15 protein-coding genes are annotated in these 21,324 nt (G+C 70.9%); 6 read left to right on the top strand and 9 right to left on the bottom strand.

The window, feature by feature from the left end; translation table 11 throughout:
• The first annotated feature begins 111 nt into the window (after nucleotides 1–111).
• Entirely contained in the window at nucleotides 112–1,152 is a 1,041-nt protein-coding gene (locus ACLQ26_RS22855; RefSeq protein ID WP_425746368.1) for a glycoside hydrolase family 11 protein, read from the top strand.
• A 122-nt stretch (nucleotides 1,153–1,274) separates the two neighbouring features.
• Here ACLQ26_RS22855 and ACLQ26_RS22850 read toward each other — a convergent pair whose 3' ends face one another.
• Genes ACLQ26_RS22850 through ACLQ26_RS22840 form a run of 3 tightly spaced genes read right to left on the bottom strand, consistent with a single transcriptional unit; the run spans nucleotide 1,275 to nucleotide 4,463 of the window.
• On the bottom strand, nucleotides 1,275–3,014 hold the full coding sequence (locus ACLQ26_RS22850; protein ID WP_425746367.1) for a multicopper oxidase family protein: 1,740 nt from the start codon (nucleotides 3,012–3,014) through the stop codon (nucleotides 1,275–1,277).
• Nucleotides 3,011–3,463 carry a DUF6220 domain-containing protein gene (locus ACLQ26_RS22845; RefSeq protein WP_425746366.1) on the bottom strand — a complete coding sequence of 151 codons (453 nt, stop codon included), beginning with the start codon at nucleotides 3,461–3,463 and terminating at the stop codon, nucleotides 3,011–3,013. The genes ACLQ26_RS22850 and ACLQ26_RS22845 overlap by 4 nt, the downstream gene beginning before the upstream one ends.
• Complete coding sequence (locus tag ACLQ26_RS22840) at nucleotides 3,456–4,463, bottom strand: carboxymuconolactone decarboxylase family protein (RefSeq protein WP_425746365.1); 1,008 nt, start codon at nucleotides 4,461–4,463, stop codon at nucleotides 3,456–3,458. Before ACLQ26_RS22840 ends, ACLQ26_RS22845 begins: the two co-directional genes overlap by 8 nt.
• A gap of 143 nt (nucleotides 4,464–4,606) precedes the next feature.
• Between ACLQ26_RS22840 and ACLQ26_RS22835 the strand changes: the two genes are divergently transcribed.
• From ACLQ26_RS22835 to ACLQ26_RS22825, 3 genes are all read left to right on the top strand, one after another.
• Entirely contained in the window at nucleotides 4,607–5,734 is a 1,128-nt protein-coding gene (locus ACLQ26_RS22835) for a sensor histidine kinase (RefSeq protein WP_425746364.1), read from the top strand.
• Nucleotides 5,731–6,393, top strand: a complete 663-nt coding sequence (locus ACLQ26_RS22830; RefSeq protein ID WP_425746363.1) for a response regulator — start codon at nucleotides 5,731–5,733, stop codon at nucleotides 6,391–6,393. The genes ACLQ26_RS22835 and ACLQ26_RS22830 overlap by 4 nt, the downstream gene beginning before the upstream one ends.
• Nucleotides 6,394–6,521: 128 nt before the next feature.
• Complete coding sequence (locus ACLQ26_RS22825; RefSeq protein ID WP_425746362.1) at nucleotides 6,522–8,105, top strand: FGGY family carbohydrate kinase; 1,584 nt, start codon at nucleotides 6,522–6,524, stop codon at nucleotides 8,103–8,105.
• A gap of 19 nt (nucleotides 8,106–8,124) precedes the next feature.
• On the opposite strand, the gene ACLQ26_RS22820 is transcribed toward ACLQ26_RS22825, so the two are convergent.
• Genes ACLQ26_RS22820 through ACLQ26_RS22805 form a run of 4 tightly spaced genes read right to left on the bottom strand, consistent with a single transcriptional unit; the run spans nucleotide 8,125 to nucleotide 12,237 of the window.
• Nucleotides 8,125–9,012 (bottom strand): ABC transporter permease, encoded by an 888-nt coding sequence (locus tag ACLQ26_RS22820; protein WP_425746361.1) that lies wholly within the window; start codon nucleotides 9,010–9,012, stop codon nucleotides 8,125–8,127.
• Nucleotides 9,012–9,911 carry an ABC transporter permease gene (locus ACLQ26_RS22815; protein ID WP_425746360.1) on the bottom strand — a complete coding sequence of 300 codons (900 nt, stop codon included), beginning with the start codon at nucleotides 9,909–9,911 and terminating at the stop codon, nucleotides 9,012–9,014. Before ACLQ26_RS22815 ends, ACLQ26_RS22820 begins: the two co-directional genes overlap by 1 nt.
• Nucleotides 9,908–11,020: an ABC transporter ATP-binding protein gene (locus tag ACLQ26_RS22810; protein ID WP_425746359.1), complete on the bottom strand. Its 1,113-nt coding sequence runs from the start codon at nucleotides 11,018–11,020 to the stop codon at nucleotides 9,908–9,910. Before ACLQ26_RS22810 ends, ACLQ26_RS22815 begins: the two co-directional genes overlap by 4 nt.
• Nucleotides 11,017–12,237 (bottom strand): extracellular solute-binding protein, encoded by a 1,221-nt coding sequence (locus ACLQ26_RS22805; protein WP_425746358.1) that lies wholly within the window; start codon nucleotides 12,235–12,237, stop codon nucleotides 11,017–11,019. Before ACLQ26_RS22805 ends, ACLQ26_RS22810 begins: the two co-directional genes overlap by 4 nt.
• A gap of 184 nt (nucleotides 12,238–12,421) precedes the next feature.
• Between ACLQ26_RS22805 and ACLQ26_RS22800 the strand changes: the two genes are divergently transcribed.
• Together ACLQ26_RS22800 and ACLQ26_RS22795 are read left to right on the top strand one after the other, a co-directional pair.
• Nucleotides 12,422–13,504, top strand: a complete 1,083-nt coding sequence (locus tag ACLQ26_RS22800) for a LacI family DNA-binding transcriptional regulator (protein ID WP_425746357.1) — start codon at nucleotides 12,422–12,424, stop codon at nucleotides 13,502–13,504.
• 140 nt (nucleotides 13,505–13,644) lie between these two features.
• Nucleotides 13,645–17,103, top strand: a complete 3,459-nt coding sequence (locus ACLQ26_RS22795; RefSeq protein WP_425746356.1) for an alpha-glucuronidase family glycosyl hydrolase — start codon at nucleotides 13,645–13,647, stop codon at nucleotides 17,101–17,103.
• Between the two features lie 147 nt (nucleotides 17,104–17,250).
• Here the strand turns inward: ACLQ26_RS22795 and ACLQ26_RS22790 are convergent, their stop codons facing one another.
• Together ACLQ26_RS22790 and ACLQ26_RS22785 are read right to left on the bottom strand one after the other, a co-directional pair.
• Nucleotides 17,251–20,250: a glycoside hydrolase family 95 protein gene (locus tag ACLQ26_RS22790; RefSeq protein ID WP_425746355.1), complete on the bottom strand. Its 3,000-nt coding sequence runs from the start codon at nucleotides 20,248–20,250 to the stop codon at nucleotides 17,251–17,253.
• A 390-nt stretch (nucleotides 20,251–20,640) separates the two neighbouring features.
• On the bottom strand, nucleotides 20,641–21,270 hold the full coding sequence (locus ACLQ26_RS22785) for a VOC family protein (protein ID WP_425746354.1): 630 nt from the start codon (nucleotides 21,268–21,270) through the stop codon (nucleotides 20,641–20,643).
• Between the last annotated feature and the right edge of the window lie 54 nt (nucleotides 21,271–21,324).

Below are 21,324 nucleotides of genomic sequence, written 5' to 3'. Positions count from 1 at the left end.
GTCAATACGGTGCCCATCGACGGCTCTCTATTACCGTCAATGGCATTCACCCCGACCCACTCCTCCGATCGTCGTACGGGACGACCGGCCACCACCAGGAGGAACACGTCCATGACCGACACCGACCACACCCCCACCAGACCAGGGAGACGCGGCCGCCTGCGGCTGCTCCTCGGCACCGCGTGCGCGGCCGTACTCGCCGTCACGGGCACGATGACCGCCACCAACGCGTACGCCGAGGCCGACCGGACGCTCACCTCGAGCCTGACCGGCACCCACAACGGCTACTACTTCTCCTTCTGGAAGGACGGCGGCAACGCCAGCATGACGCTGCGCGCCGACGGCCGGTACTCCAGCAGCTGGGACCGCAGCACCAACAACTGGGTCGGCGGCAAGGGCTGGGCCACCGGCTCGCGGCGGACGGTCAGCTACTCGGCCACCTACAACCCGGGCAACAACAACACCTACCTCGCCCTGTACGGATGGACGCGCAACCCGCTCATCGAGTACTACGTGGTGGAGAACTTCGGCAGCTACAACCCGAGCAGCGGCGCCCAGCGGATGGGCACGGTGACCACTGACGGCGGCACCTACGACATCCTGCGCAGCCAGCGGGTCAACGCCCCGTCGATCGACGGCAACCAGACGTTCTACCAGTACTGGAGCGTCCGCCAGCAGAAGCGTTCGAGTGGCACCATCACCACCGCCAACCACTTCGACGCCTGGGCCCGCGCCGGCCTGAACCTCGGCACCAACCACGCGTACCAGATCATGGCCACCGAGGGCTATCAGAGCAGCGGCAGCTCCGACGTCACCGTCCGCGAGGGCAGCGGCGGCAACCCGACCTCCGGGCCCACCTCCGGGCCCACCACCGGCAACCCCGGGAACGGCAACTGCAACGCGACGATCTCCGCCGGTCAGCAGTGGGGCGACCGCTTCAACCTCAACGTCGCGGTCAGTGGCACCAACAACTGGGTCGTCAGCCTCGGCCTCGGCGGCGGCCAGAGCATTCAGAACAGCTGGAACGCCTCCGTCAGCGGCACCAGCGGCACCGTCACCGCTCGACCCAACGGCAACGGCAACAACTTCGGGATAACGGTCATGGCCAACGGCAACTGGAACTGGCCGACGGTCACCTGCACCACCGGCTGATCCCGACCGACCCCGCGCACCGACACCCGGCCCCGCCGCCACGCGACGGGGCCGGGTGCCGCGCACGCCCATGCGGGGCGCGCCCGCCAGGGCCGGGCCGAGACCGGGGACGGCGCGGGAGATCACGAGTACATCAGGTGCAGCGTCATCCCGGCGTCGGCGTGCCCCAGGTTGTGGCAGTGGTTGGCCCACATCCCCGGGTTGTCGGCCCGGAACGCCACCTCCCACACCTCCCCCGGCCGGACGTCGAACGAGTCCAGCCACAACGGACTGCCGACCGCCGCCTTCCGGGTGCGGGACAGCACGAGGACGTGGTGGCCGTGCAGGTGCCACGGGTGCACGGTCTGCGACCGGTTGACGATCGTGAACCGGACGACGTCGCCTCGGCGCACGACCTGCGGCGGGATGTCCGGATCGGCCGCGCCGTTCACCGTGTGGGCGTAGCGCGGAAGCAGCCCGTGCAGGTCGAGGCCACGATCGAGGACGAGGGTGAACTCCCTGTCGAACCGGGTCCACGGCGCCGGCGCCGGCGCGCCGTAGGTGAGCGGGTCCAGGACGGGCCACCCGCCGGTCGCCGTCGACACCTCCCCGGTGGAGTAGACCGCCCGCCCGTCGACGAACAGGGCCACCGGGGTGGCGGGCGCGGTGAACGTCAGGTCGTAGCGGCCCCCCGCCGGGATCAGCACGGCGGTGTCCGCGAGCGGCGTCGGACCCGTCAGATCGAAGCCGTCGATCGCGGCGACCCGGAAAGCGGTCCCGGCCAGGGCGTAGCGATGCGTCGTGTTGTCGGTGTTGATCAGGCGCAGCCGGACCGGCACGCCGGCCTCGACGCGCTCCACTCTCGCCGCCGGCAGCGGACGACCCGCCAGGGTGTGCACCGGCACGGTGACGTCGAGACCGGTCGGTGGCCCCGGACGCACCACCAGGACGCCGTAGAGGCCCATCCGCACACCGACGTCGGACACCGCGTGGGTGTGGTACCAGTACGTCCCGGCCTGGTCGGCACGGAACCGGTAGACGAACTCCTGGCCGGGCCGCACGGCCGCCTGCGTCACCCCGGGTACGCCGTCCTGGCTGTTCGGCACGTCGTACCCGTGCCAGTGCAGGGTGACGCCCCGCCCGATGTCCCGGTTGCGCAACGTCACCTCGACGACGTCGCCGACGGTGGCGGTCAGCTCCGGCCCGGGCACCTGCGCGTTGAACGCCCACGCGGCGACGTCGCGACCGCCCACGCGCACCGTGGCGGTCCCGGCCGTCAGGGTGAACCGCCGGGTGGGCTCGTCGGAGGTCCGGACCTGTGGATAGCCATGAGAATGCGGTACGGCGGGCGCGGCGCCCGGCGCGACGGCCAGCCCGGTTCCGGCCAGCAGCGCCGCGACCGTCCCCACGACTGCCACCCGGGACACGGTCCGGGACGGACGCGCGTCGAGGAAGCGCCACGAGACCGCCGTCGCCGTGCCGACCCCGGCGACCGCGAGCAGCCCCGCCGACGCCGACGCCGGATAGCCGTGCAGGATCGTCACGAGCAGGGCGCCGCTCATGGCGTACCCGGCGAAGAGGAGCGGGACCGCGACGGACCGGATGTCACCCGCGGCCCGCAGCAGCCGAGGCCCGGCGACGACCACCGCCGCGAGCGACAGGGGCGCGGCGACGAGGACCTTCTCGGCGGCGAACCACCAGCCGGCGCGGGCGAGCGCGACCACAGTGATCGCACGGCCGACCGTGGCGAGCAGCGCGACGGCGGCCAGCCCGAGTGCGAGCGGACGGCGTCGGGCGGCCGCCGCCGCGCCGCCGCCCAGCCATCCGCCGACGGCGAGGACCGCGAGCACCAGGTCCGCCACGAGCAGTGAGCCGGTGGTCATGCCGGCTCCCCCTCGCGGACGGCCTCGCGGGTGTCGCCCACCGGCAGCGGAACGCCCAGCCTCCGCGCGGCCCGCAGGACACCGACCACGACGTGCACCGCGACGATGCCGTTGAGCGCGTGCAACCCGCCGAGGGTCAGGCCGAACGCGGTGCTGACGCCCGCGGCGTCGGTGGAGGCGTTGGCGAGCATGGCGAGCAGCGCCTGCACGACGACGAGGCCGAGCGGCAGGACCGACCATGCGACGAGTCGGCCGGGCGCCTTCGCCAGCGCGGCGAACAGGACGGTGAGCACTGTGAGGACGGGGATGACGGCCATGCCGTTGACGCTGTGCAGGGCGTACGCGCCGTCGCCCCCTGGTTTCGTGAACGCGCCGACGGCGGCGAGGATGAACTGGATTGCGAACGCGACGAGCAGCAGGGCGGCACTGACGACGAATGCCTTACGCACGGTGACCCTCCTGGAGGTGCGCCGAGGCCAGGGCCTGGGCAACGTGGTCGGTGGCCGTCATCGCCCCGTAGGCGACCAGAGCGACGAGGTCGGCGTCGGCGGGGTGCGACAGTCGCCAGAGGGCGACGTCCCCCACGCTTACCGCGCTGGGCGCGAACGCCGCCAGCAACGCGATCCGGGTGCCGATGCGATCCCTGCCGGGCACATCCCGGACCAGGTCGACGGCCCAGTCCGCGGGCCGGGCCGGGAACCGCCCGTCCTCCCAGCGCACGGTGGCCGTCACGGTCTGGCGGGCCACGTCGCCCAGCAGGTCCCCGCCCCGGGTGGCGGCCGAACGCAGCGACGCGTAGGCCACACCGACCGGGCTGTCCCCCGCCCAGGCCGGCGGCGGCGTCGAACCGGCATCCAGGAGCGGGAGACTGCGTCCGGGTTCCTTGCGCTCCCGGGCGGCCCTGGCGTACAACCGGCCGCCGACCGAACGCACCAGCGGGGAGCGTTGCAGGCCGCCAGGGAGCAGGTCGGGATCGAGCAGCGCCGAGACGATCCGGTTGACGAAGTGGAAGGCGAGCAGGGTGCCGGTGACCTCCGGGGCGTACGCGCTGCTCCAGTCGGCGGCGCGGGGGCTGCGGCTGGCCTGGGCCCAGCGGACGAGTTCGGCGTACCTCGGGTCGGATGGTGTCCCGCCCCGAGCGACGACCTCGGCCAGCCCGTGCTCGCCCAGGGCGTGCAGCAGCAACACGTGCGCGTCTACGCAGAACTGGCAGCGGTTGGCCCGGGACACGGCCGCCGCGACGAGTTCACGCTCGACCCGGGACGTGTCCCCGGCGAGCAGGGCCTCGCGCAGCAGCGACCAGGTCGCGGCCAGCACCTCGGGTACGGCCGAGAGCACCTGGAAGGTGGGCAGCGGCCCGAGGAAGTCGTCCCGCGACTGCTGGTAGACCTCAGCGGTGCGCCCGGTGGCCGCCTTCGGGGGGACGGGGGTGAAGAAGCGGTATGTCATGGGTTCGATGCTTGCCGTGGCGGGCTGGGAAAACGTCGTGCCGCCGCAGACACTTGCCCCGGCGCGATACCACGCCCGTGGTACGCCTGATCTACCGCGCGCGCGGGATGCTCCACCAACGACTGCCGTTCTACAGTGCGACCATGCGCCGCGACCTGCCGTACGCCCTCAGTGGCCTCGCCCTCGGCGGCCTCCTGCTCGGCAACGCCGCGCTCGCGCCGGACGCCGCGCCCGTCGGGGCCCTCGACGTCGCCCTCGTCCTCGCCATGGCCGCGGCCCTGGCGGTGTGCCGGCGGTACCCGGTGGTCGCGCTGGGCGTGGTGACCGCCACCATGCTGGCCCTGCACGTCCGGGTGCACTCAGGGGTGTCCGCCGCGTTTCCCGTCCTCGGCGTGGTCTACCTCGCCGCCTGGCGGGGTCGCCGAGCGGCCGCCGCCGTGGCCAGCCTCGCCTTTCTCGGTGGCTTCCTGGCCCGCGACATCTCGGTGGCGGCGGTCGACCGGCCCAACCAGCTGATCGTCGAGCGGACGGCCCTGCTACTGGGCTGGTTCGTGGCGGCCAACGTCGCCGGGCTGGTCGGCCGGCAACGCCGGGCGTACCTGGAGCAGGTCGAACAGCGGGCCATCGAGGCCGAACGCACCCGCGAGGAGATGGCGTTGCGACGTGCCGGGGAGGAGCGTCTGCGCATCGCCCGCGACCTGCACGACTCCCTCACCCACAGCATCTCGGTGATCAAGGTGCAGGCCGGGATCGCCGTGCACCTGGCCCGCAAACACGGCGAGGAACCGTCGGCCACGCTGCTGGCGATCCAGGAGGCCAGCGGCGCCGCGATGAGGGAACTACGCACCACCCTCGACGTCCTGCGCGCACCCGACGACGACCGCGTCGGACTGGCCCGGGTGGACGAGCTCGCCGAGCGGACCCGGGCGGTCGGCGTGCCGGTCCAGGTCACCGTCACCGGCCGGCCCCGGCACCTGCCCGACGAGGTCGACCAGGCCGGCTACCGGGTCATCCAGGAGGCCCTGACAAACGTGGCCCGCCATGCCGGCTCCGCGAGCGCGCACGTCCACGTCGAGTACGCCCCGGCCGGGCTGACCGTCGCGGTCACCGACGACGGGCAGGCGTCGCCGGCGCGGCCGCCGACACCGGGGGTGGGACTGCGCGGTATGCGGGAACGGGTCACCGGACTGGGCGGCACGCTGCACGCTGCCGCCCACGACGACCACGGGTTCGGGGTGCGGGCCACGTTCCCCCTGAACGAGTCGGCATGATCCGGGTTCTGCTCGCCGACGACCAGGCGCTGATGCGCGCCGGGTTCCGGGCGCTGCTGGAGGCCGAGGACGACCTGGAGGTCGTCGGCGAGGCCACCGACGGCGCGTCGGCCGTGCAGCTCGCGCGACGCCTGCGCCCCGACGTCGTGCTGATGGACGTGCAGATGCCGGGGCTCGACGGCATCGAGGCGACGCGGCACATCGCCGCGGACCCCGACCTCGCTGCGATCCGGATCCTCATCCTCACGAACTACGGGCTCGACTCGTACGTCTTCGCCGCCCTCCGAGCGGGCGCCAGCGGTTTCCTCCTCAAGGACGCCGACCCCACCGACCTGTTGCAGGCCGTCGCCGTCGTGGCACGCGGCGACGCGCTGCTCGCGCCGGCCGTCACCCGTACGCTCATCAGCGAGTTCGTGGCCGGCCCACCACCGGCCGTGCCGGCGGCGGGCCGTGACGTGCTGACCGCCCGCGAACAGGAGATCGTCGCGCTCGTCGCCCGGGGGCTGACCAACGACGAGATCGCCCTGCGCATGGTGATCAGTCCGTTGACCGCCAAGACGCACGTGAACCGGGCGATGACGAAGCTGCACTGCCGTGACCGTGCCCAGCTCGTCGTGTGGGCGTACGAGTCGGGGCTGGTCGCGCCACGCCGCCGGTGAGCACTGTCGACGGCGCTCAGGGAGGTGCTGGCTCGCCGGGACGAACAGCGGTGCCAACTCAGCCACACGACACGACAACTGTGCGCAACCGCTTGCCCACCCGCCGAAAGCCGCCCGACCATGTGCTCATGGGGCCGGAGCGTCGTGTCATCCTCGGGGTCGACGTGGGCACCACCGCCGTGCGGGCGGGCGCGTTCGCGCTGGACGGCACCGCCCGACACGTCCGGACACGCGCGTACCCGCTGCTCCAACCGCTGCCCGGCTGGCAGGTACAGGACCCCGACGTACTGGTGGCGGCCACCCTGGCGGCGGTGTCCGCGTGTGTCGCCGACACCGCCGGGGCGGAGGTCGTCGCCCTCGCGGTCAGCTCTCCCAGGTACGGCGTGATCGGGCTGGACGCGACACTCAGCCCGGTGACGCCGCTGCTGACCGAGCGTGACACACGGTCCGCGGAGGTGGCCCGCGACCTGCGGGCCTCCGGCCAGAGCCAGGAGCTGCACCGGGTTACCGGCACGCCCGTGCACCCCCGAAGCCCGCTCTGCAAGCTCATCTGGTTCGCCCGGCACGAGCCGTACCTCTGCACCTCGACGCGGTGGTGGATCGGCCTGAAGGACTACCTGGTCCATCGGTTGACCGGGACGTTGGTGACCGAGCTGTCATCGGCGTCGGGCACCGGCATGTTCGACATCCACCGGCGGGTGTGGAGCGCGGGCGTACTCGACCTCGTCGGGGTTTCCGGCAACCAACTGCCCCCGGTCCTGCCCACGACGGGCGTGCTGCGGCTCTCCTCGGCGGCGGGACAGGCGGTCGGCCTGCCGTCCGGCACACCTGTCGTCGTCGGCGCGGGTGACGGCCCGTCGAGCAGCCTGGGCGTGGCGGCGATCGACAGCACCGTCGCCGCTCTGACGCTCGCGGCAACCGGGGCCCTGCGGACGGTCGTCGCGGCTCCACTCGTCGACCCGGCGGAGACCTTCTCCAGCGCCGCTCTGACCGAGGACGCGTGGGTGGTCGGCGAGACGGTCGACAACGGCGGCAACGTCGTGCGGTGGGCCGGTAACGCCCTCGAACCCGGCAGGCGTCCGGCGTCCGACGACCCTCTCGCCGCGCCCGAGCTCCTGGCTCTCGCCGAACGTACTCCCCCAGGCAGCGACGGCCTCGTGATGCTGCCCTACCTGCTGGCCGACCCGGCGCCGGCTGCCGGTTCCGGCCCCCCGGGCGCGTATCTGGGTTTGCGGAGCGAGCACTCCCGAGGTCACCTGGTGCGCGCCGCGCTGGAGGGTGTGTGCCTGCACCTCGGCGGCGTCCGTGACCGCCTGGCCGAGCTGACGCCGATCAGCAGCGTTCGGCTGACCGGCGGCGCCTTTCGTCATCCACTGTGGCGTGCGGTGATGGCCGCGGTCCTGGACTGTCCGACCCGGGTGGCGGGCGGGGACGACGACGCCGCCCTCGGCGCGGCCGCGCTCGGGCTCTTCGCGATCGGCCTCGCCGCCGATCTCAAGGGGGCCGTCACCCTGCTCGATCCCGAGGGCGCTCGCGCCGAGCCGGTCGCGGTCGACCCGGTCCTCGCCACGACCTATCGCGGGCTGCGCGCGAAGATGCCCGCACTCCGCACGGTCGTGGGCCGCGTGGGCGAAATCCTCGACGAGGTGGCGGCGGGGCCGGGCGTCGGCTGGCGGGCCACCACGGGGTCCCGGGACGTGGTGGGCGGTTGACCGGGCCGGTCGCCGGGCCTCAGTGCTCGGGGTCCTCCTTGACCTGGGCCACGAGCTGGGTCGGATTGACGTAGCGCAGCGCGACGACCAGCAGGATCAGCATCATCGAGGTGTAGATGACCGCCATGGCGTCCACCGACTGCTGCGCCCTGATCCCGGACGCGGACATCGAGTAGTAGAGCGCCACCACCAGGGTCTGCGAGTCGGGTCCCGCGGTCAGGAAGGTCAGCTCGAACATGCCGACGGTCCGGACGAGGACGAGGATCGCGGAGGCGAGGATGCCCGGCACGAGCAACGGCGTGAGGACCCGGAGGAACACCGTGCGCAGACCCGCGCCGCACATGCGCGCGGCGCTCTCGATGCGCGGGTCGATCTGCTCGATGAACGGGGTCATGGTCAGAATGACGAAGGGCACCGACGGTACGAGGTTGGCGAGCACGACCCCTGACATGTTCCCGGCCAACCCGAACTTGTAGAGGACTGTCGCCAGCGGGATGCCGTACGTGATCGGGGGCATGAGGATGGGCAGCAGGAACACGAGGAAGATCAGCCGCTTGCCGGGGAAGGACCGCCGTGCGAGGACGTAGGCCGCCGGCACACCGATCAGCAGCGAGAGGCCCACGACGAGAACCGAGACCTCAAGCGTCACGACGATGACCTGCAGGAGCGCGAACTCCTCCCAGGCCCGGCCGTACCAGCTCGTGGTGTAGCCGTCCGGGAGCCAGGTGTCGAACCAGCGCTGGCCGAACGAGCTGACCAGCACCGACGCCACGACGCCCAGCAGGTTGAGGAAGAAGAAGATGACGACGCCCCACACAATCCAGGCGGCCGGCCGCGCGGTGACACGCCGACGCCTGTCGTCGGTGGCGGGGGGTCGCGCCGGTGGCGCCTGGGTGATCGAAGCCATCAGCCCTTGCCTCCGGTGGCGCCGGTGTAGAACCGGCTGCGGGCGGCCAGCACGACCGCGATGACGACCAGCTCGACGAAACCCATGATCATGGCGATCGCCGACGCGTACGGGTAGTCGTACTGCTCGTACGCCGCCTGGTAGGCAGCGAGGGAGATGACCCGTGTCTCACCGGCCGGGTTGCCGACCAGGACGGCCGACGGGAACACGCTGAACGCCAGCACGAACGTCAGGCAGAAGGTGATGGCCAGCCCCGGCATCAGCAGCGGAAGGGTGATCCGCGTGAACCGGCGACGCCAGTCCGCCCCCAACGTCGCGGCCGCCCGTTCCAGGGTGGGGTCGATCCCGGATAGGTAGGAGAGCACCAGCAGGAACGCGAACGGAAAGCCGGTGATCACCAGCGAGAAGAACACGCCCCAGTAGTTGTGGGTCAGTCGTACCGGCTCGTCGACGAGGTGCGTGGCGAGCAGGGTCCTGTTGAACCAACCGGTCGGGCCGAGGAAGTTCAGCAGCCCCTGGGCGGTGAGGACGGTGCCGAGGGTGATCGGCACGACCAGCAGCGTGGTGACCAACCGCTTGCCCCGGAACCGGCCGCGCATCCGGTACGCGATCGGGACGGCGGCGACGACGTTCAGGAGCGCGGCGGGCAGCGCGATCCGCAGCGTGATCCAGATCGTGCCCCGCTCGTAGGCGTCGGAGAAGAACCTGGCGTAGTCGCTGAACGGCCCGCCGTCGGTCGGCTGGAACGAGAGCGACAGTCCGTAGAAGAACGGGTAGAGGAACAGTGCGATGACGAAGACCAGCGCCGGGACCAGCAGGATGAGCTGACGGTCGATGCCCCGTTCGGCGAGTCGGTGTTGCCAGTGCGCCAACGGTCGACCGGGTCCGGCGGCGCTCACGGCGTCGCCACCGGGGTGCCCACGAGGCCGTCGGTCTCCGCCGTCGGGCCGGCGGGATAAACGAGCAGCCGCTGCGGGTCGATGGCGAGCTTGACCTGGTCACCGGGCGCGATCCGCTGCTCGGTACGCAGGTGCAGCGGCTGGCCCGTGTCGCTACGCGCCTCGGCCGCCAACTCGCGGCCCTGATATTCCACCACCTCGATGGTCGTCGACAGCGCGTTGGCGGTTTCCCCCGCCCCGTCGACGCGGATGTCCTCGGGGCGTACCGCGACCACCACGTCCTCGTGGTCGGCAAGGTCCCCGACGGCCTCGCCGAGCAGGCGTTGACCGGACGACTCGACGGTGGCCCGGGTGCCGTCGCGCCGCACCACCCGGCCCCGCCACAGGTTCCGGTAGCCCATGAAGTCGGCGACGTGCCAGTTCGCCGGGCGGGTGTGCAGCTCGCGCGGTGACCCGATCTGCTGCACCCGCCCCTCCCGCAGCACCACCAGCCGGTCGGCCAGGGAGAGCGCCTCCTCCTGGTCGTGCGTGACGTAGACGGTGGTGAGCCCCAGCGACTGGTGCAGCCGGCGAATCTCGGTCCGCATCTCCAGCCGCAGTTTGGCGTCGAGGTTGCTCAACGGCTCGTCCATCAGGACCAGCGACGGCTCGAACACGACGGCGCGGGCGATGGCGACGCGTTGCTGCTGACCACCGGACAGCTGACCGGGCAACTTGTCGACGTGGTCCTCGAGCCGCACCAGCCGCACCGCCTCCGCCGTACGCCGGCGCGTCTCCTCCTTCGGCAGTCGCCGCATGCGCAGTCCGAAGGCGATGTTCGCCCGCACCGTCAGGTGCGGGAAGAGGGCGTAGCTCTGGAACACCATGCCGAAGCCCCGGCGCTCCGGCGGCAGCGTGTCGATCCGCCGCTCGTCCTGCCAGATGCTCCCTCGGGTCAACGGCAGGAGCCCGGCCAGGCAGTTCAGGGCCGTCGACTTGCCGCAGCCGGACGGGCCGAGCAGAGCGATGAACTCGCCCGTCTCGATGGTGAGGTCCAGGTCGGTGAGCGCGTCCTGGCCGCCGAACCGACGGGACACCCCGTCCAACCGCAGCTGGGAGAAGGCGCTCATCCCTGCTTGACCTTCCCGCCGCCGATCTCGCGGTCCCAGCGGTTGAACGCGGCCACGAGGCTCTTCGCGTCGAGTGGCACCTCGGTCGGGTGCCCGGCGATCAGCGCCTCGTACTCGGGGCGGCCGAACTCCCGGATCGCGTCCTGGCTCTTCTGCGGCGCCGAGGCGAGCCCGACGTCCTTCACCGCCGGGCCCGGGTAGAAGTAGCCCTCGTCGTACGCCTTGGCCTGCTGCTCGGGAGTGAGCATGAACGCCAGCAGGGCCAGCACCGCCGCCTGGGTGTCGGTCGAGACGCCCTTGGGCAGCACGGCGTAGTGCGCGTCGGTGACCCAGTGGAAGCCGTCGAGCGGGGTGATCCTGGCTTCCTTCGGCACCGTGCCCAGCACCCGGGGGTTGATGTCCCAGCCGGTCGTGCTGACGATCAGGTGCGCCGTGCCGTTGGCGAGGTTCTTCATCGTCTCGGTGGTGCCGGACGGGTAGTAGTCCACGTACTGGCCCAGCTCCTTGAGGAAGGCCCAGGTCTTGTCCCACCCCGCGGTGGGGTCCTTGGGGTTGGTGTCGCCGAGGATGTAGGGCAGTCCCATCAGGAACGTCCGGCCGGGGCCGGAGTTGGCCGGCCGGGCGTACTGGAACTTCTTGGGATTGGCCCTGGCCCAGTCGAGCAGGGCCTGCGCGTTGGTCGGCGGCGTGGCAAGGCGGGCCGGCAGATATTCCAGCAGCGGGCCGGACGGGTAGTAGGTGACCGTGACGCCTGAGTTACCGGCGAGCTTCTGCATGGCGGCGGCCGGTTCGAGGTAGTCGCGCATGCCACCGAGGCGGTCCTGGAACCTCGGGAACAGGTCGAGCCAGAGCCCCTGTTCGATCCCCGCCGCCAGCCCGTCGACACCGGTCAGCACGAGGCCGATGTCCACCCGGTTCGCGCCCTGCTGAGCCTTGATCTTGCCGGCCAGCTCCGGCGCCGGCGCCTTCGAATAGGTCACCCGGGAGATCATGTCGCTGTTCTTGGCGACGAAGTCGTCGATCATCCCCTGGGTCAGCTGGAGGTTGCCGGCAACGTCGAGGACGTTGAGCGTCACGGCCCGGCCGGGCCGCTGCGGCACCTCGCCCGTGGTGTCGCCGGTGGATTTGCCGGGACCGTCCGGTGCCCCGCACCCGACCGCGCCCACGATGACCGACGATGCCGTGACCAGGAGAGCGCCGCGCCGCGTCAAACCCATGAGCAGTTCCCTCCGTCGGGTGTCGTCTCCGCTGATTGAGGCAGCCGACGTGACGCGACGGCAACGGGTTGCCATGTATTGCCTCGCGCGAATGCGTTCCCGGCACGGATTGTTGCGAGGGAATTGCCGAGTGCTCACCGCCGTCATACCATGATCACGGCGCGTAGCCGGGAGGAGCATGCAGATGCCCGACCACACCAGGCCGCCCGACAAGAGGGTCACGATCTACGACGTCGCGAGCGAAGCCGACGTCTCACCGTCCACGGTGTCCCGTGCCTTCTCCAGGCCGAGCCGCGTCAACTCCGAGACCGCAGAGCGGGTCCGGCGGGTCGCGGAGCGGCTGGGCTATCGGACCAGCCCGCTGGCACGCACCCTCGGCACGGCACGCACGCACATGATCGCGCTGGTCATCGCCGACATCACCAACCCGGTGTACGCCGAGATCGTGCGCGGCGCACAGGAGGCGGCTGCCGACGGCGAATACACCACAGTGCTGATCGACGCGCAGGAGTCCGACCGACGGGAACGGGCGGCGATCGAACGGACCATGTCGACCGTCGACGGCATCGTGCTGGCCAGCAGCCGGATGTCCGACTCGGCCATCCGGATGTTCGCCAAGCAGCGGCCGGTGGTGGTCCTCAACCGCGCCATCGCCGACGTGCCCTGCGTCGTGACGGACAACCCCCGGGGTGTACGGCGGGCCGTCGAACACCTCGGTGAGTTGGGCCACGACCACATCACGTACGTCGCCGGGCCGGAGGCCTCCTGGCCGAACGGCATCCGCTGGCGGTCACTGCTCGAGGCCGGCATGGAGCTGGAGATCAAGGTACGCCAGATCGGCCCCTTCAGCCCGACCATAGCGGGCGGCGAGCGGGCCGCCGAGGAGTTGTGCGCTCGGCCGGCGACCGCCGTCCTCGCCTTCAACGACCAGATGGCGATCGGCCTCATTCGCGGTCTCGGCCAGCGGGGCATCGACATCCCGGGCGACGTCAGCATCGTGGGTTTCGACAACATCGTCGCGGCCGACATCGTCACACCCGGGCTGACCACCGTCGCGGCACCCCTCTACGCGGAGGGCTCGGCCGCCGCCCGACACCTGCTCACGATGATCGAGGGGGCGCCCGGGCACACCGGGCGACCGATGGTCCTTCCGGTACGGCTCGTGGTCCGCCACTCCACGGCCGCCCGCAACCCGAGCCCGGGTCGAGCCCGCTCGACCTGGGTACGGAAACGGCCCGCGCCCAGCCCGACGGCGCACCTGTGGTGAGCGCGCGCGACAAGAAACGACAACTCCTTGCCCAGCCTGCGACAACCCGGACACGATCGGCGCACCTCTTATTGAGACACGTCACTGTGTTCGTGCGCCGTCCCGATCGACGTCCCCGTCGGACAACAGAGGAGAAGGCAATGAACCGAGGTTCGGTGCCCAGGCTGCGGCGAGTTCTCATCGTGCTCGGCACGGCGCTCGCCACCGTCGCGGCCACCCTCGCCGTCGCCACCACGCCCGCCACCGCGGCCCCGTCGCCGGACGACTACAGCGGCTCCGACCTGTGGTTGCGATACGTGCCGGTAAGCGACGCGAAGCTGCTGCGCGACTACCGCCGCACGGTCACGACGATCGTGGTCGAGAACGCCGACGCCAATCGGGTCCACCGGCACACGGCCGACCTCGCCATGGCGCCCGGCTCCACCGAGAAGCTGGCCGAGAGCACGCTCGGCGCGGCCCGGGACGAGCTGGTGCGCGGCCTGGGCGGGCTCCTCGACCGGACGGTGCCCGTGGCGACTGTCAGCGGCGACCGGATCCCCGATGGCGCGGTCGTGGTGGGCACGCCGGCAAGCTCGCCACTGGTGCGCCGCCTCCTCTCCACGGGCGACCTGGCCCGGGTCGGTGACGAGGGCTACCTCGTCCGCTCGCTGTCGCGCGGTAAGGACCGGTTCACCGTCATCGCCGGCAACACCGACCTCGGCGCGCTCTACGGGACCTACGCGTTCCTGCGGCTGCTGCAGACGCAGAAACCCATCGACCACCTCCGTCTCGCGGAGTCACCGAAGATCAAGCATCGCCTGCTGAACAACTGGGAGACCGAGCGGCTCTACGCCGGCAACAACCCCTCCGGTCTGGGCGGGTTGAACGGTGAGAGCGGGGCGATCTTCAACTTCGCGGCGACCGGGGCGAGCGCCGGCGCCAACCTGCCCGTCATCCTCGACCGCTACGTCGTCGTGGCACGCGCGTTGGCGTCGCTGGGCATCAACGGCATCACCATCAACAACGTCAACGCCGACAACGCGTACCTGACGAGCGCTCGGATCGCGCAGGAGGCCGCCCTCGCCGACGCGCTGCGTCCGTACGGGATCAAGCTGGGCCTGTCGATCCGCTACACCGCCCCCACGGACACCCGGTTCGCACCGGACACGCTCACCAACAGCCAACTCGACCCGTACGGCGCCGAATTCCGGGGCTGGTGGCACCGCCGGGCGCAGCAGATCCAGGCCGCCGTCCCGGACTTCATGGGCTTCACCGTGAAGGCCAACTCCGAGGGGCAGCCGGGGCCACAGGACTTCGGGTACGACCACGGCGACGGCGCCAACGCCATCGGCGCGGCGGTCGCGCCACTCGGGATGACGGTCCACTGGCGGACGTTCGTCTACAACGCCGAGGTGGACAACGACCGGCTCAAGCGGGCCTACCTGGAGTTCGGGCCGATCGACGACGAGGTCCAGCCGGACGGCAGCAGAGGTCGCTTCGCCGACAACGTGTTCCTGCAGACCAAAAACGGGCCGCTCGACTTCCAGGCCCGGGAGCCCATCCACCCGATGTTCGGCCGGATGGAGAACACCAACCAGGCCCTGGAACTCCAGATCACCCAGGAGTACACGGGCCAGAACTGGATGCTCACCTACCTCGGCCCGATGTACGAGGAGATCCTCAAGACCGACACGTACGCGACCGACGCGAACGGGAAGCTGCTGAAGAAGCGACTGGTCGGCAACATCGTCGACGGGACGGCTCAGCACCATCCGGACACCGCCATCGTGGGTGTCGCCAACCTCGGCAACGCCGACAACCTGACCGGGCACCACTTCGCCCAGGCCAACCTGTTCGCCTTCGGCCGCCAGGCGTGGGACTGGACGCTCGACTCGGCGGACATCGCGACGGACTGGGTCCGGATGACCTGGGGCAACGACAAGCGTGTCGTCGACACCATCCGCAAGATGATGATGGGCTCGTGGGAGGCGCTGGTGAGCTACCAGACGCCGCTGGGCATCGGCCACCAGTTCGCCGAGGGCGCCCACTACCGTCCCGACCCGGCCGACTGGGCGGGCCGCGACGACTGGAGCCCGGTCTACTACAACCAGGCGGACACCGTCGGCCTCGGCTACGACCGCTCCCCCACCGGCAGCAATCTCGCCGCCCAGTACTTCCCCCGGCTCCAGCGGCGCTACGGGGACATCGACTCGGTCCCGGAGAACCTGCTGATGTGGTTCCACCACGTGCCGTGGGGTCAGCGGATGGACAGCGGCCGACCGTTCTGGGACGAGCTGGTCTACCGCTACCAGATGGGCGCGCAGTACGTGACCTGGATGCGGGAGACCTGGGAGACGCTCCGGGCCGACATCGACGCGCGGCGGTTCGCGGAGGTACGCGCCAAGCTGGCCGTCCACGAGACGGACGCCGCCGACTGGCGGGACACGTCGGTGAACTACTGGAAGGAGTTCAGCGGGCGGGACATCCCGGTCGACGACGCGCCCCTCTCGGCGAAGATCGTGGTCAACGGTAGGGAGTTCGGCGGCTTCAACCTGTCCGACACGTCGTACACCATCCCGGTTCGCGCCGGAGGCTCACCCACCATCACGAAGGTGCGGACGGCCGACCGGAAGGCGCGCTACCAGATCGTCTCCCAGGCGGCGAGCGTTCCCGGGCAGGCGATCGTCAAGGTCACGACGGAGAGCTTCTTCGGCCCGCTCGTGAAGAACTACGTCTTCAACCTGGTGCCCGACACGACGCTGACGAGCCTGCGCGTCGACGGTGCGCCGTTGACCTCCTTCGCACCGTCGGTGCTGCACTACAACGCCCTCCTGCCGGCCGGCACCACGGCGGTGCCGACGGTCACCGCCGAGGCCGCCGACCCCGCCGCCTCCGTCGCGGTCGCGCAGGCGAGCAGTGCCACCGGGCAGGCCCGGGTCACCGTCACGAACGGCGCGGCGACGTCGGTCTACACCGTGGACCTGAACACGAGAAGCACGGGCAGCGACGAGTTCGGCTCGACCGCACTCGGCTCCCAGTGGCAGTGGGTACGACCGGACGAGAGCCGGTGGCGTCTGGCCGACGGGTCGCTCGTCATCACCGCGCAGCAGGGCGACCTGCAGGGCGGCACCAACACCGCGAAGAACCTCGCCCTGCAGGACGTCGACGGTGACTGGACGGCCGAGTCCAAGGTCGTCTTCTCCCGCCCGCTGGCCGCCAACAACGAACAGGGCGGTGTCATCGGGTACGCCGACGACGACAACTACGTGAAGCTCGCCTGGGAGATGGGCAGCGCGACCGCGGCCGTCAACAAGGTCCGGCTCGTCCTGCTGCGCGAGCAGAACGGCGTGACCTCCACTGTGGAGATCACCGGGGCGGACGCCCAGCGGATCGTCGGGGCCGACGGCGCCATCTGGCTCCGACTCACCAAGATCGGCGACAGCTACCGCGCCTACTACTCCCGCGACGGGAGCGTCTACCGCTACCTCGGCTCCACGACCTTGACCGTCGCGCCGACGAAGGCCGGGCTGCTGGCCTTCAACCGGGCCGGTACCTCCACTGACCTCGACGTCGCCTTCGACTACTTCCGGGTCGAGAGCCGAGGCGAGCGCATCCGCTAGCGCGAGTGTCGGCCGGATCCGGTGTTACGCCGGACCCGGCCGGTCTGCTCCCGGCGGTTCGGGAGCCGCAACACCGAAAGCCGCTACCGGGCCCGTCCCCGATGGGGACGGGCCCGGTAGCGCTCCCCCGAGCGGGATCCGTCGCCGTCAGCCCCCGATGGCGATGGCGAAGATGTGCATCGTCGACACGTTCGTCGCCGGCCGGGCGCTGATGTTGGGCAGCACGACCGAGGCGACCGCCTTGCTCTGCAACGTGACACCCACGTAGTAGACGCAGGCGGCGGTGTTCTGCCGCTGGTTGTTGGGCCGGTTCTGGTACGCGGACACGATGGCGGCTGTCGCACCGGACGCCGGGCCGCCGTACCAGTCGGGCGTGCTCAGCGTGAACGTCTGGCGGGTGCCGTCGGCGTAGACCACCGTGCCGGTGCCCGACGGGGCGCCGTAGGTGCCGGTCAGGAGGAAGCCGAGGGTCCTGCCCGTGCCGGTCACGCTTATCGTCTGACCCGAGGCGATGGCGTTGTCGGCCGCGCCCGAGCTGACGTTGGGCCACCTGAACGTGACCCCGTTGCGGCTCACCGTGCCGCCCGGACTGGCACCGGCAGCGGCCAGCGCCTGCGCCGAGAGCGACGCCCCGCCGCCGTCGAAGTTGCCGACGTTCGTGTTGCTGTCGCTGGTGATGCCGACGTTGCTGAAGCTCTGCTCCAGCGTCGGTAGGGCCACGCCCGTGCTGGTGATCCGGTAGGTGCGTCCGGCCTGCACGGCTACCTCGACGAGGTCGGACTCGATCCGGGTGACCCGGGGCGAGGTGCCGTCGGCGGTGTCGACGACGGTGACGGTGCCGGTGAGGATCCGGGCGCGCAGGCGGACGGCGCCGGCGCGGTCCGGTCGGACGAGCACCTCGGTCGCCTGACCGCTCGCCCAGGTGATGCCGACGGTGTGCCCACCGCGACCCCGCAGGCCTGTCACCCGCCCGCTCGGCCAGGCCGGCGGCAGCGCGGGCAGGATGTGCAGCTCCCCGATGTGGCTCTGCAGCAGCATCTCGGCGATGCCTGCGGTGGCGCCGAAGTTGCCGTCGATCTGGAAGGGCGGATGCAGGTCGAACATGTTGGGCGCGAGCCGGGCGGTGGTGGCGAGGTAGCGGATCAGGTCGTGGGCCCGCTTGCCCTCCTCCATCCGCGCCCAGAAGTTGATTTTCCAGGCCAGCGACCAGCCGGTGCCGTCGTCGCCGCGCAGCGCCAGCGTGCGGCGGGCGGCCTCGAACAGCTGCGGGGTGCCGCGCTTGGTGATCTGGTTGCTGGGGGCGAGCCCGTACAGGTGGGAGATGTGCCTGTGGTTGGGCTCGGTCTCCACCCAGTCGTACAGCCACTCCATGATGTTGCCCCGCGAGCCGACCTTCATGGGTGCGAGGCGGTCCCGGGTGGCGCGGACCTGGGCCCGGAAGGTGCTGTCCACATCGAGGATCTCGCTCGCGCGGGCGCACGCGTCGAACAGGTCGCGCAGGATCTGGTTGTCCATCGTGGGGCCGGCGCACACGCTGGCGTTCGCGTGGTGGCTGAGCTCAGGCGAGTTCGACGGGTTGGTCACCAGGTAGCCGAGGGTCGGCTCGGTCACCAGCGTGTTCAGGAAGAACTGCGCCGCGCCCTTCATGGCCGGGTAGTTCGCCCGCAGGAACTCGATGTCGCCGTTGAACAGGTAGTGGTCCCAGATCAGCGTGGACAGCCAGGCGCCGCCTGTCTGCCACATGCCCCAGAACGCGCCGTCCACCACCGCGGTGGCCCGCCAGGCGTCGGTGTTGTGGTGGGTGACCCAGCCGCTGGCAGCGCCGTACTGCACCTGGGCGGTCCGTGTCCCGGTGACGGCGAGGTCTCTGACCATGTCGAAGACGGGGTTGTGGCACTCGGCCAGGTTGGTCGTGTTGGCCGGCCAGTAGTTCATCGGCAGGTTGGCGTTGATCGTGTACTTCGAGTCCCAGGAGGGGGCCAGCGAGTCGTTCCAGATGCCCTGGAGGTTCGCCGGCTGGGTGCCGGGCCGCGACGACGAGATCAGCAGGTACCTGCCGAACTGGAACAGCAGCGCGGAGAACTGCGGGTCGTTGACGCTGTTGTGCTGCGCGATCCGGACGTCCGTCGTCTGGTCGGCCGCCGACGTGCGGCCCAGGTCGAGGGTGACCCGACCGAACAACGCCTGGTAGTCGGCCACGTGCCGGCTGCGCAGCTGGTCGTAGCTGCTGGCCCGGGCGGCGCTGAGGCGCTGTCGGGCGATGCCCCCGTAGTCGCCGCCGACGTTGCGGTAGTTGACATAGCTGGAGCCGATCGAGACGAGCACCGTCACGCTCGTCGCGTTGGTGACCCGCAGGGTGCCGCCGGAGCTGGACACCGTGCCCCCGCTGACGGTGGCATTGGCCAACGCGAGGAAGCGGACCTGCCCGGTGACACCCTCCATGCTGCCGGACACACCGTCGAGGCCGATCGTGGCACCGTCCGGGCTGGACACGGTCGTGCGCTGCGGGCTGTCGAAGGTGGCGGTGAAGCTGATCGAGTTGCTGCGGTCGGCGGTCAGTCGCATCGCGATGACCTGGTCCGGAGCGCTGGCGAAAACCTCACGCTGGTACCGGATCCCGTTGAGGACGTACGACGTGGTGGTCGTGGCGGTGGTGAGGTCGAGCGTCCGGTTGTGCTGGGACGCGCCGCTGGCGGATCCGAAGGCGAGCCGGAGGTTGCCGACGGTCTGGTAGGCCAACTGCCCGCCGGGGTTGCCCATCATGGTCTGGTTGATGAGGTCCTGAGCCTGCGTCCACTGGTTCGCGTTGACCAGCCGCCGGATTTCCGCCAGCGCCGCCGCGCCCCGGGTGTTGCTGGGGTCGTGTGGGCCGCCGGCCCACACGGTGTCCTCGTTGAGCTGAAGTCGTTCCGTGTCGACGTTGCCGAACACCATGGCGCCGAGCCGGCCGTTGCCGATCGGCAGCGCCCGGAGCCAGTCGGTGCCGGCGCCCTCGTCGTACCAGAGGGCGAGGTCACCGGCGGCCAGCACCTGCGGCGGCGCGACCGAGTCGGCTCGGGCGGTCGCCGTCCAGGGCAGGGGCAGCATGGCGCCACCCGCACCGGCTGCGCCGATCTTGAGGGCCTGCCGCCGGGTCAGGTCTGACATCGATCCTCCAAACGGTGACCGATCCGGCCACCCCAAGCGCGACAACGACGACCCCCGATAGTGGGTCCGCGCGGTGGCACCGACCTCGCTGCGCAGGCCGTTGGCAGACCCTCAGACGACCAAACGTCTGATGTGTTTCGGGAAGATTACTCCGGTGTCACGCAATAGGCAACGGTCGATCGCCGGGAGGCTTGCGGGCGGCGACCCGACGGTTGTCTTGAAAGAGTGGACTCAACCGGGACGGCTGCGGGGCCCGGCGGCCGTGGTGAACATCCGCACCACCATCACGCCTCGCCGATACATCTGACGATTTTCGGGCACCGGTGGCGGGCGCATGCCGTAGCACCGCCGCGCCGGGCTCGGCGGGCGGTGGGGTGGGGCCGGCACCGCTCACTCGGGCGGTGTGGCCCCCGACTGCTCGCTCACCAGGTACGTCGCGTACCAGTCGGGCCAGTTGTCATCCCGCTCGCCGGTACGCTCCTCGTGCTGGCCGTGAGCGGCGGCCGCGCGCCGCAGCGCGCTCGCCAGATCGCTCGCGGACCCGTACGACGTCACGCCGCCCTCGACGCGCCCCGGCAGCCGGGTCGTGATCTCCTGCATCAGCCAGGTGTTGCCGTCCGGGTCGCGGAACGTGGCGCGCGAGACGTAGCTGCGCCGCTGCGGGTCCGGGCCGTCGGCCGGCCCGTCCGGGGTGACATGGAAGACGCCGCCCACGTCGACGCCGGCGGAGACCAGCGCGTCGCGGGCCGCCTGGATGTCCGACACGACCAGGTACGCCGTTGCCGAACCCGGTGTCGCCGACGTGAGCTGCGCGCCGAACTGCACTGAGCACCCGGAACCATGCGGCGTGAACTGGACGATGCCCGGCGGCGTCTGGTCGAGTCGCCATCCGAGGCCCTGGTAGAACCGCTTTGCGTGCTCGACGTCCGACACCGGGATGACGATCACCTCGACCTTCACGTCGAGGCTGTCGACTCTCGGCGTGGCGCTCGTGTCGCCCTGCCCAGCCTTCGGGCTCATGGTGGCCTCCTGGATCGCGTGCGGCACTGCCGTCGGCGATCACCACGCTACGTG

Origin of the sequence: Micromonospora sp. DT43, assembly GCF_049841645.1 — a bacterium.
In the GTDB taxonomy this organism is placed as follows: Bacteria; Actinomycetota; Actinomycetes; order Mycobacteriales; family Micromonosporaceae; genus Micromonospora.
This window is presented reverse-complemented; position numbering and strand designations above follow the sequence as displayed.

Bases quoted from the DNA above. Each gene is read 5' to 3' on its own strand.
- ACLQ26_RS22855 (WP_425746368.1), top strand. From the start codon at position 112: ATGACCGACACCGACCACACCCCCACCAGACCAGGGAGACGCGGCCGC.
- ACLQ26_RS22850 (WP_425746367.1), bottom strand. From the start codon at position 3,014: ATGACCACCGGCTCACTGCTCGTGGCGGACCTGGTGCTCGCGGTCCTC.
- ACLQ26_RS22840 (WP_425746365.1), bottom strand. From the start codon at position 4,463: ATGACATACCGCTTCTTCACCCCCGTCCCCCCGAAGGCGGCCACCGGG.
- ACLQ26_RS22835 (WP_425746364.1), top strand. From the start codon at position 4,607: ATGCGCCGCGACCTGCCGTACGCCCTCAGTGGCCTCGCCCTCGGCGGC.
- ACLQ26_RS22830 (WP_425746363.1), top strand. From the start codon at position 5,731: ATGATCCGGGTTCTGCTCGCCGACGACCAGGCGCTGATGCGCGCCGGG.
- ACLQ26_RS22825 (WP_425746362.1), top strand. From the start codon at position 6,522: ATGGGGCCGGAGCGTCGTGTCATCCTCGGGGTCGACGTGGGCACCACC.
- ACLQ26_RS22820 (WP_425746361.1), bottom strand. From the start codon at position 9,012: ATGGCTTCGATCACCCAGGCGCCACCGGCGCGACCCCCCGCCACCGAC.
- ACLQ26_RS22810 (WP_425746359.1), bottom strand. From the start codon at position 11,020: ATGAGCGCCTTCTCCCAGCTGCGGTTGGACGGGGTGTCCCGTCGGTTC.
- ACLQ26_RS22805 (WP_425746358.1), bottom strand. From the start codon at position 12,237: ATGGGTTTGACGCGGCGCGGCGCTCTCCTGGTCACGGCATCGTCGGTC.
- ACLQ26_RS22800 (WP_425746357.1), top strand. From the start codon at position 12,422: ATGCCCGACCACACCAGGCCGCCCGACAAGAGGGTCACGATCTACGAC.
- ACLQ26_RS22795 (WP_425746356.1), top strand. From the start codon at position 13,645: ATGAACCGAGGTTCGGTGCCCAGGCTGCGGCGAGTTCTCATCGTGCTC.
- ACLQ26_RS22790 (WP_425746355.1), bottom strand. From the start codon at position 20,250: ATGTCAGACCTGACCCGGCGGCAGGCCCTCAAGATCGGCGCAGCCGGT.
- ACLQ26_RS22785 (WP_425746354.1), bottom strand. From the start codon at position 21,270: ATGAGCCCGAAGGCTGGGCAGGGCGACACGAGCGCCACGCCGAGAGTC.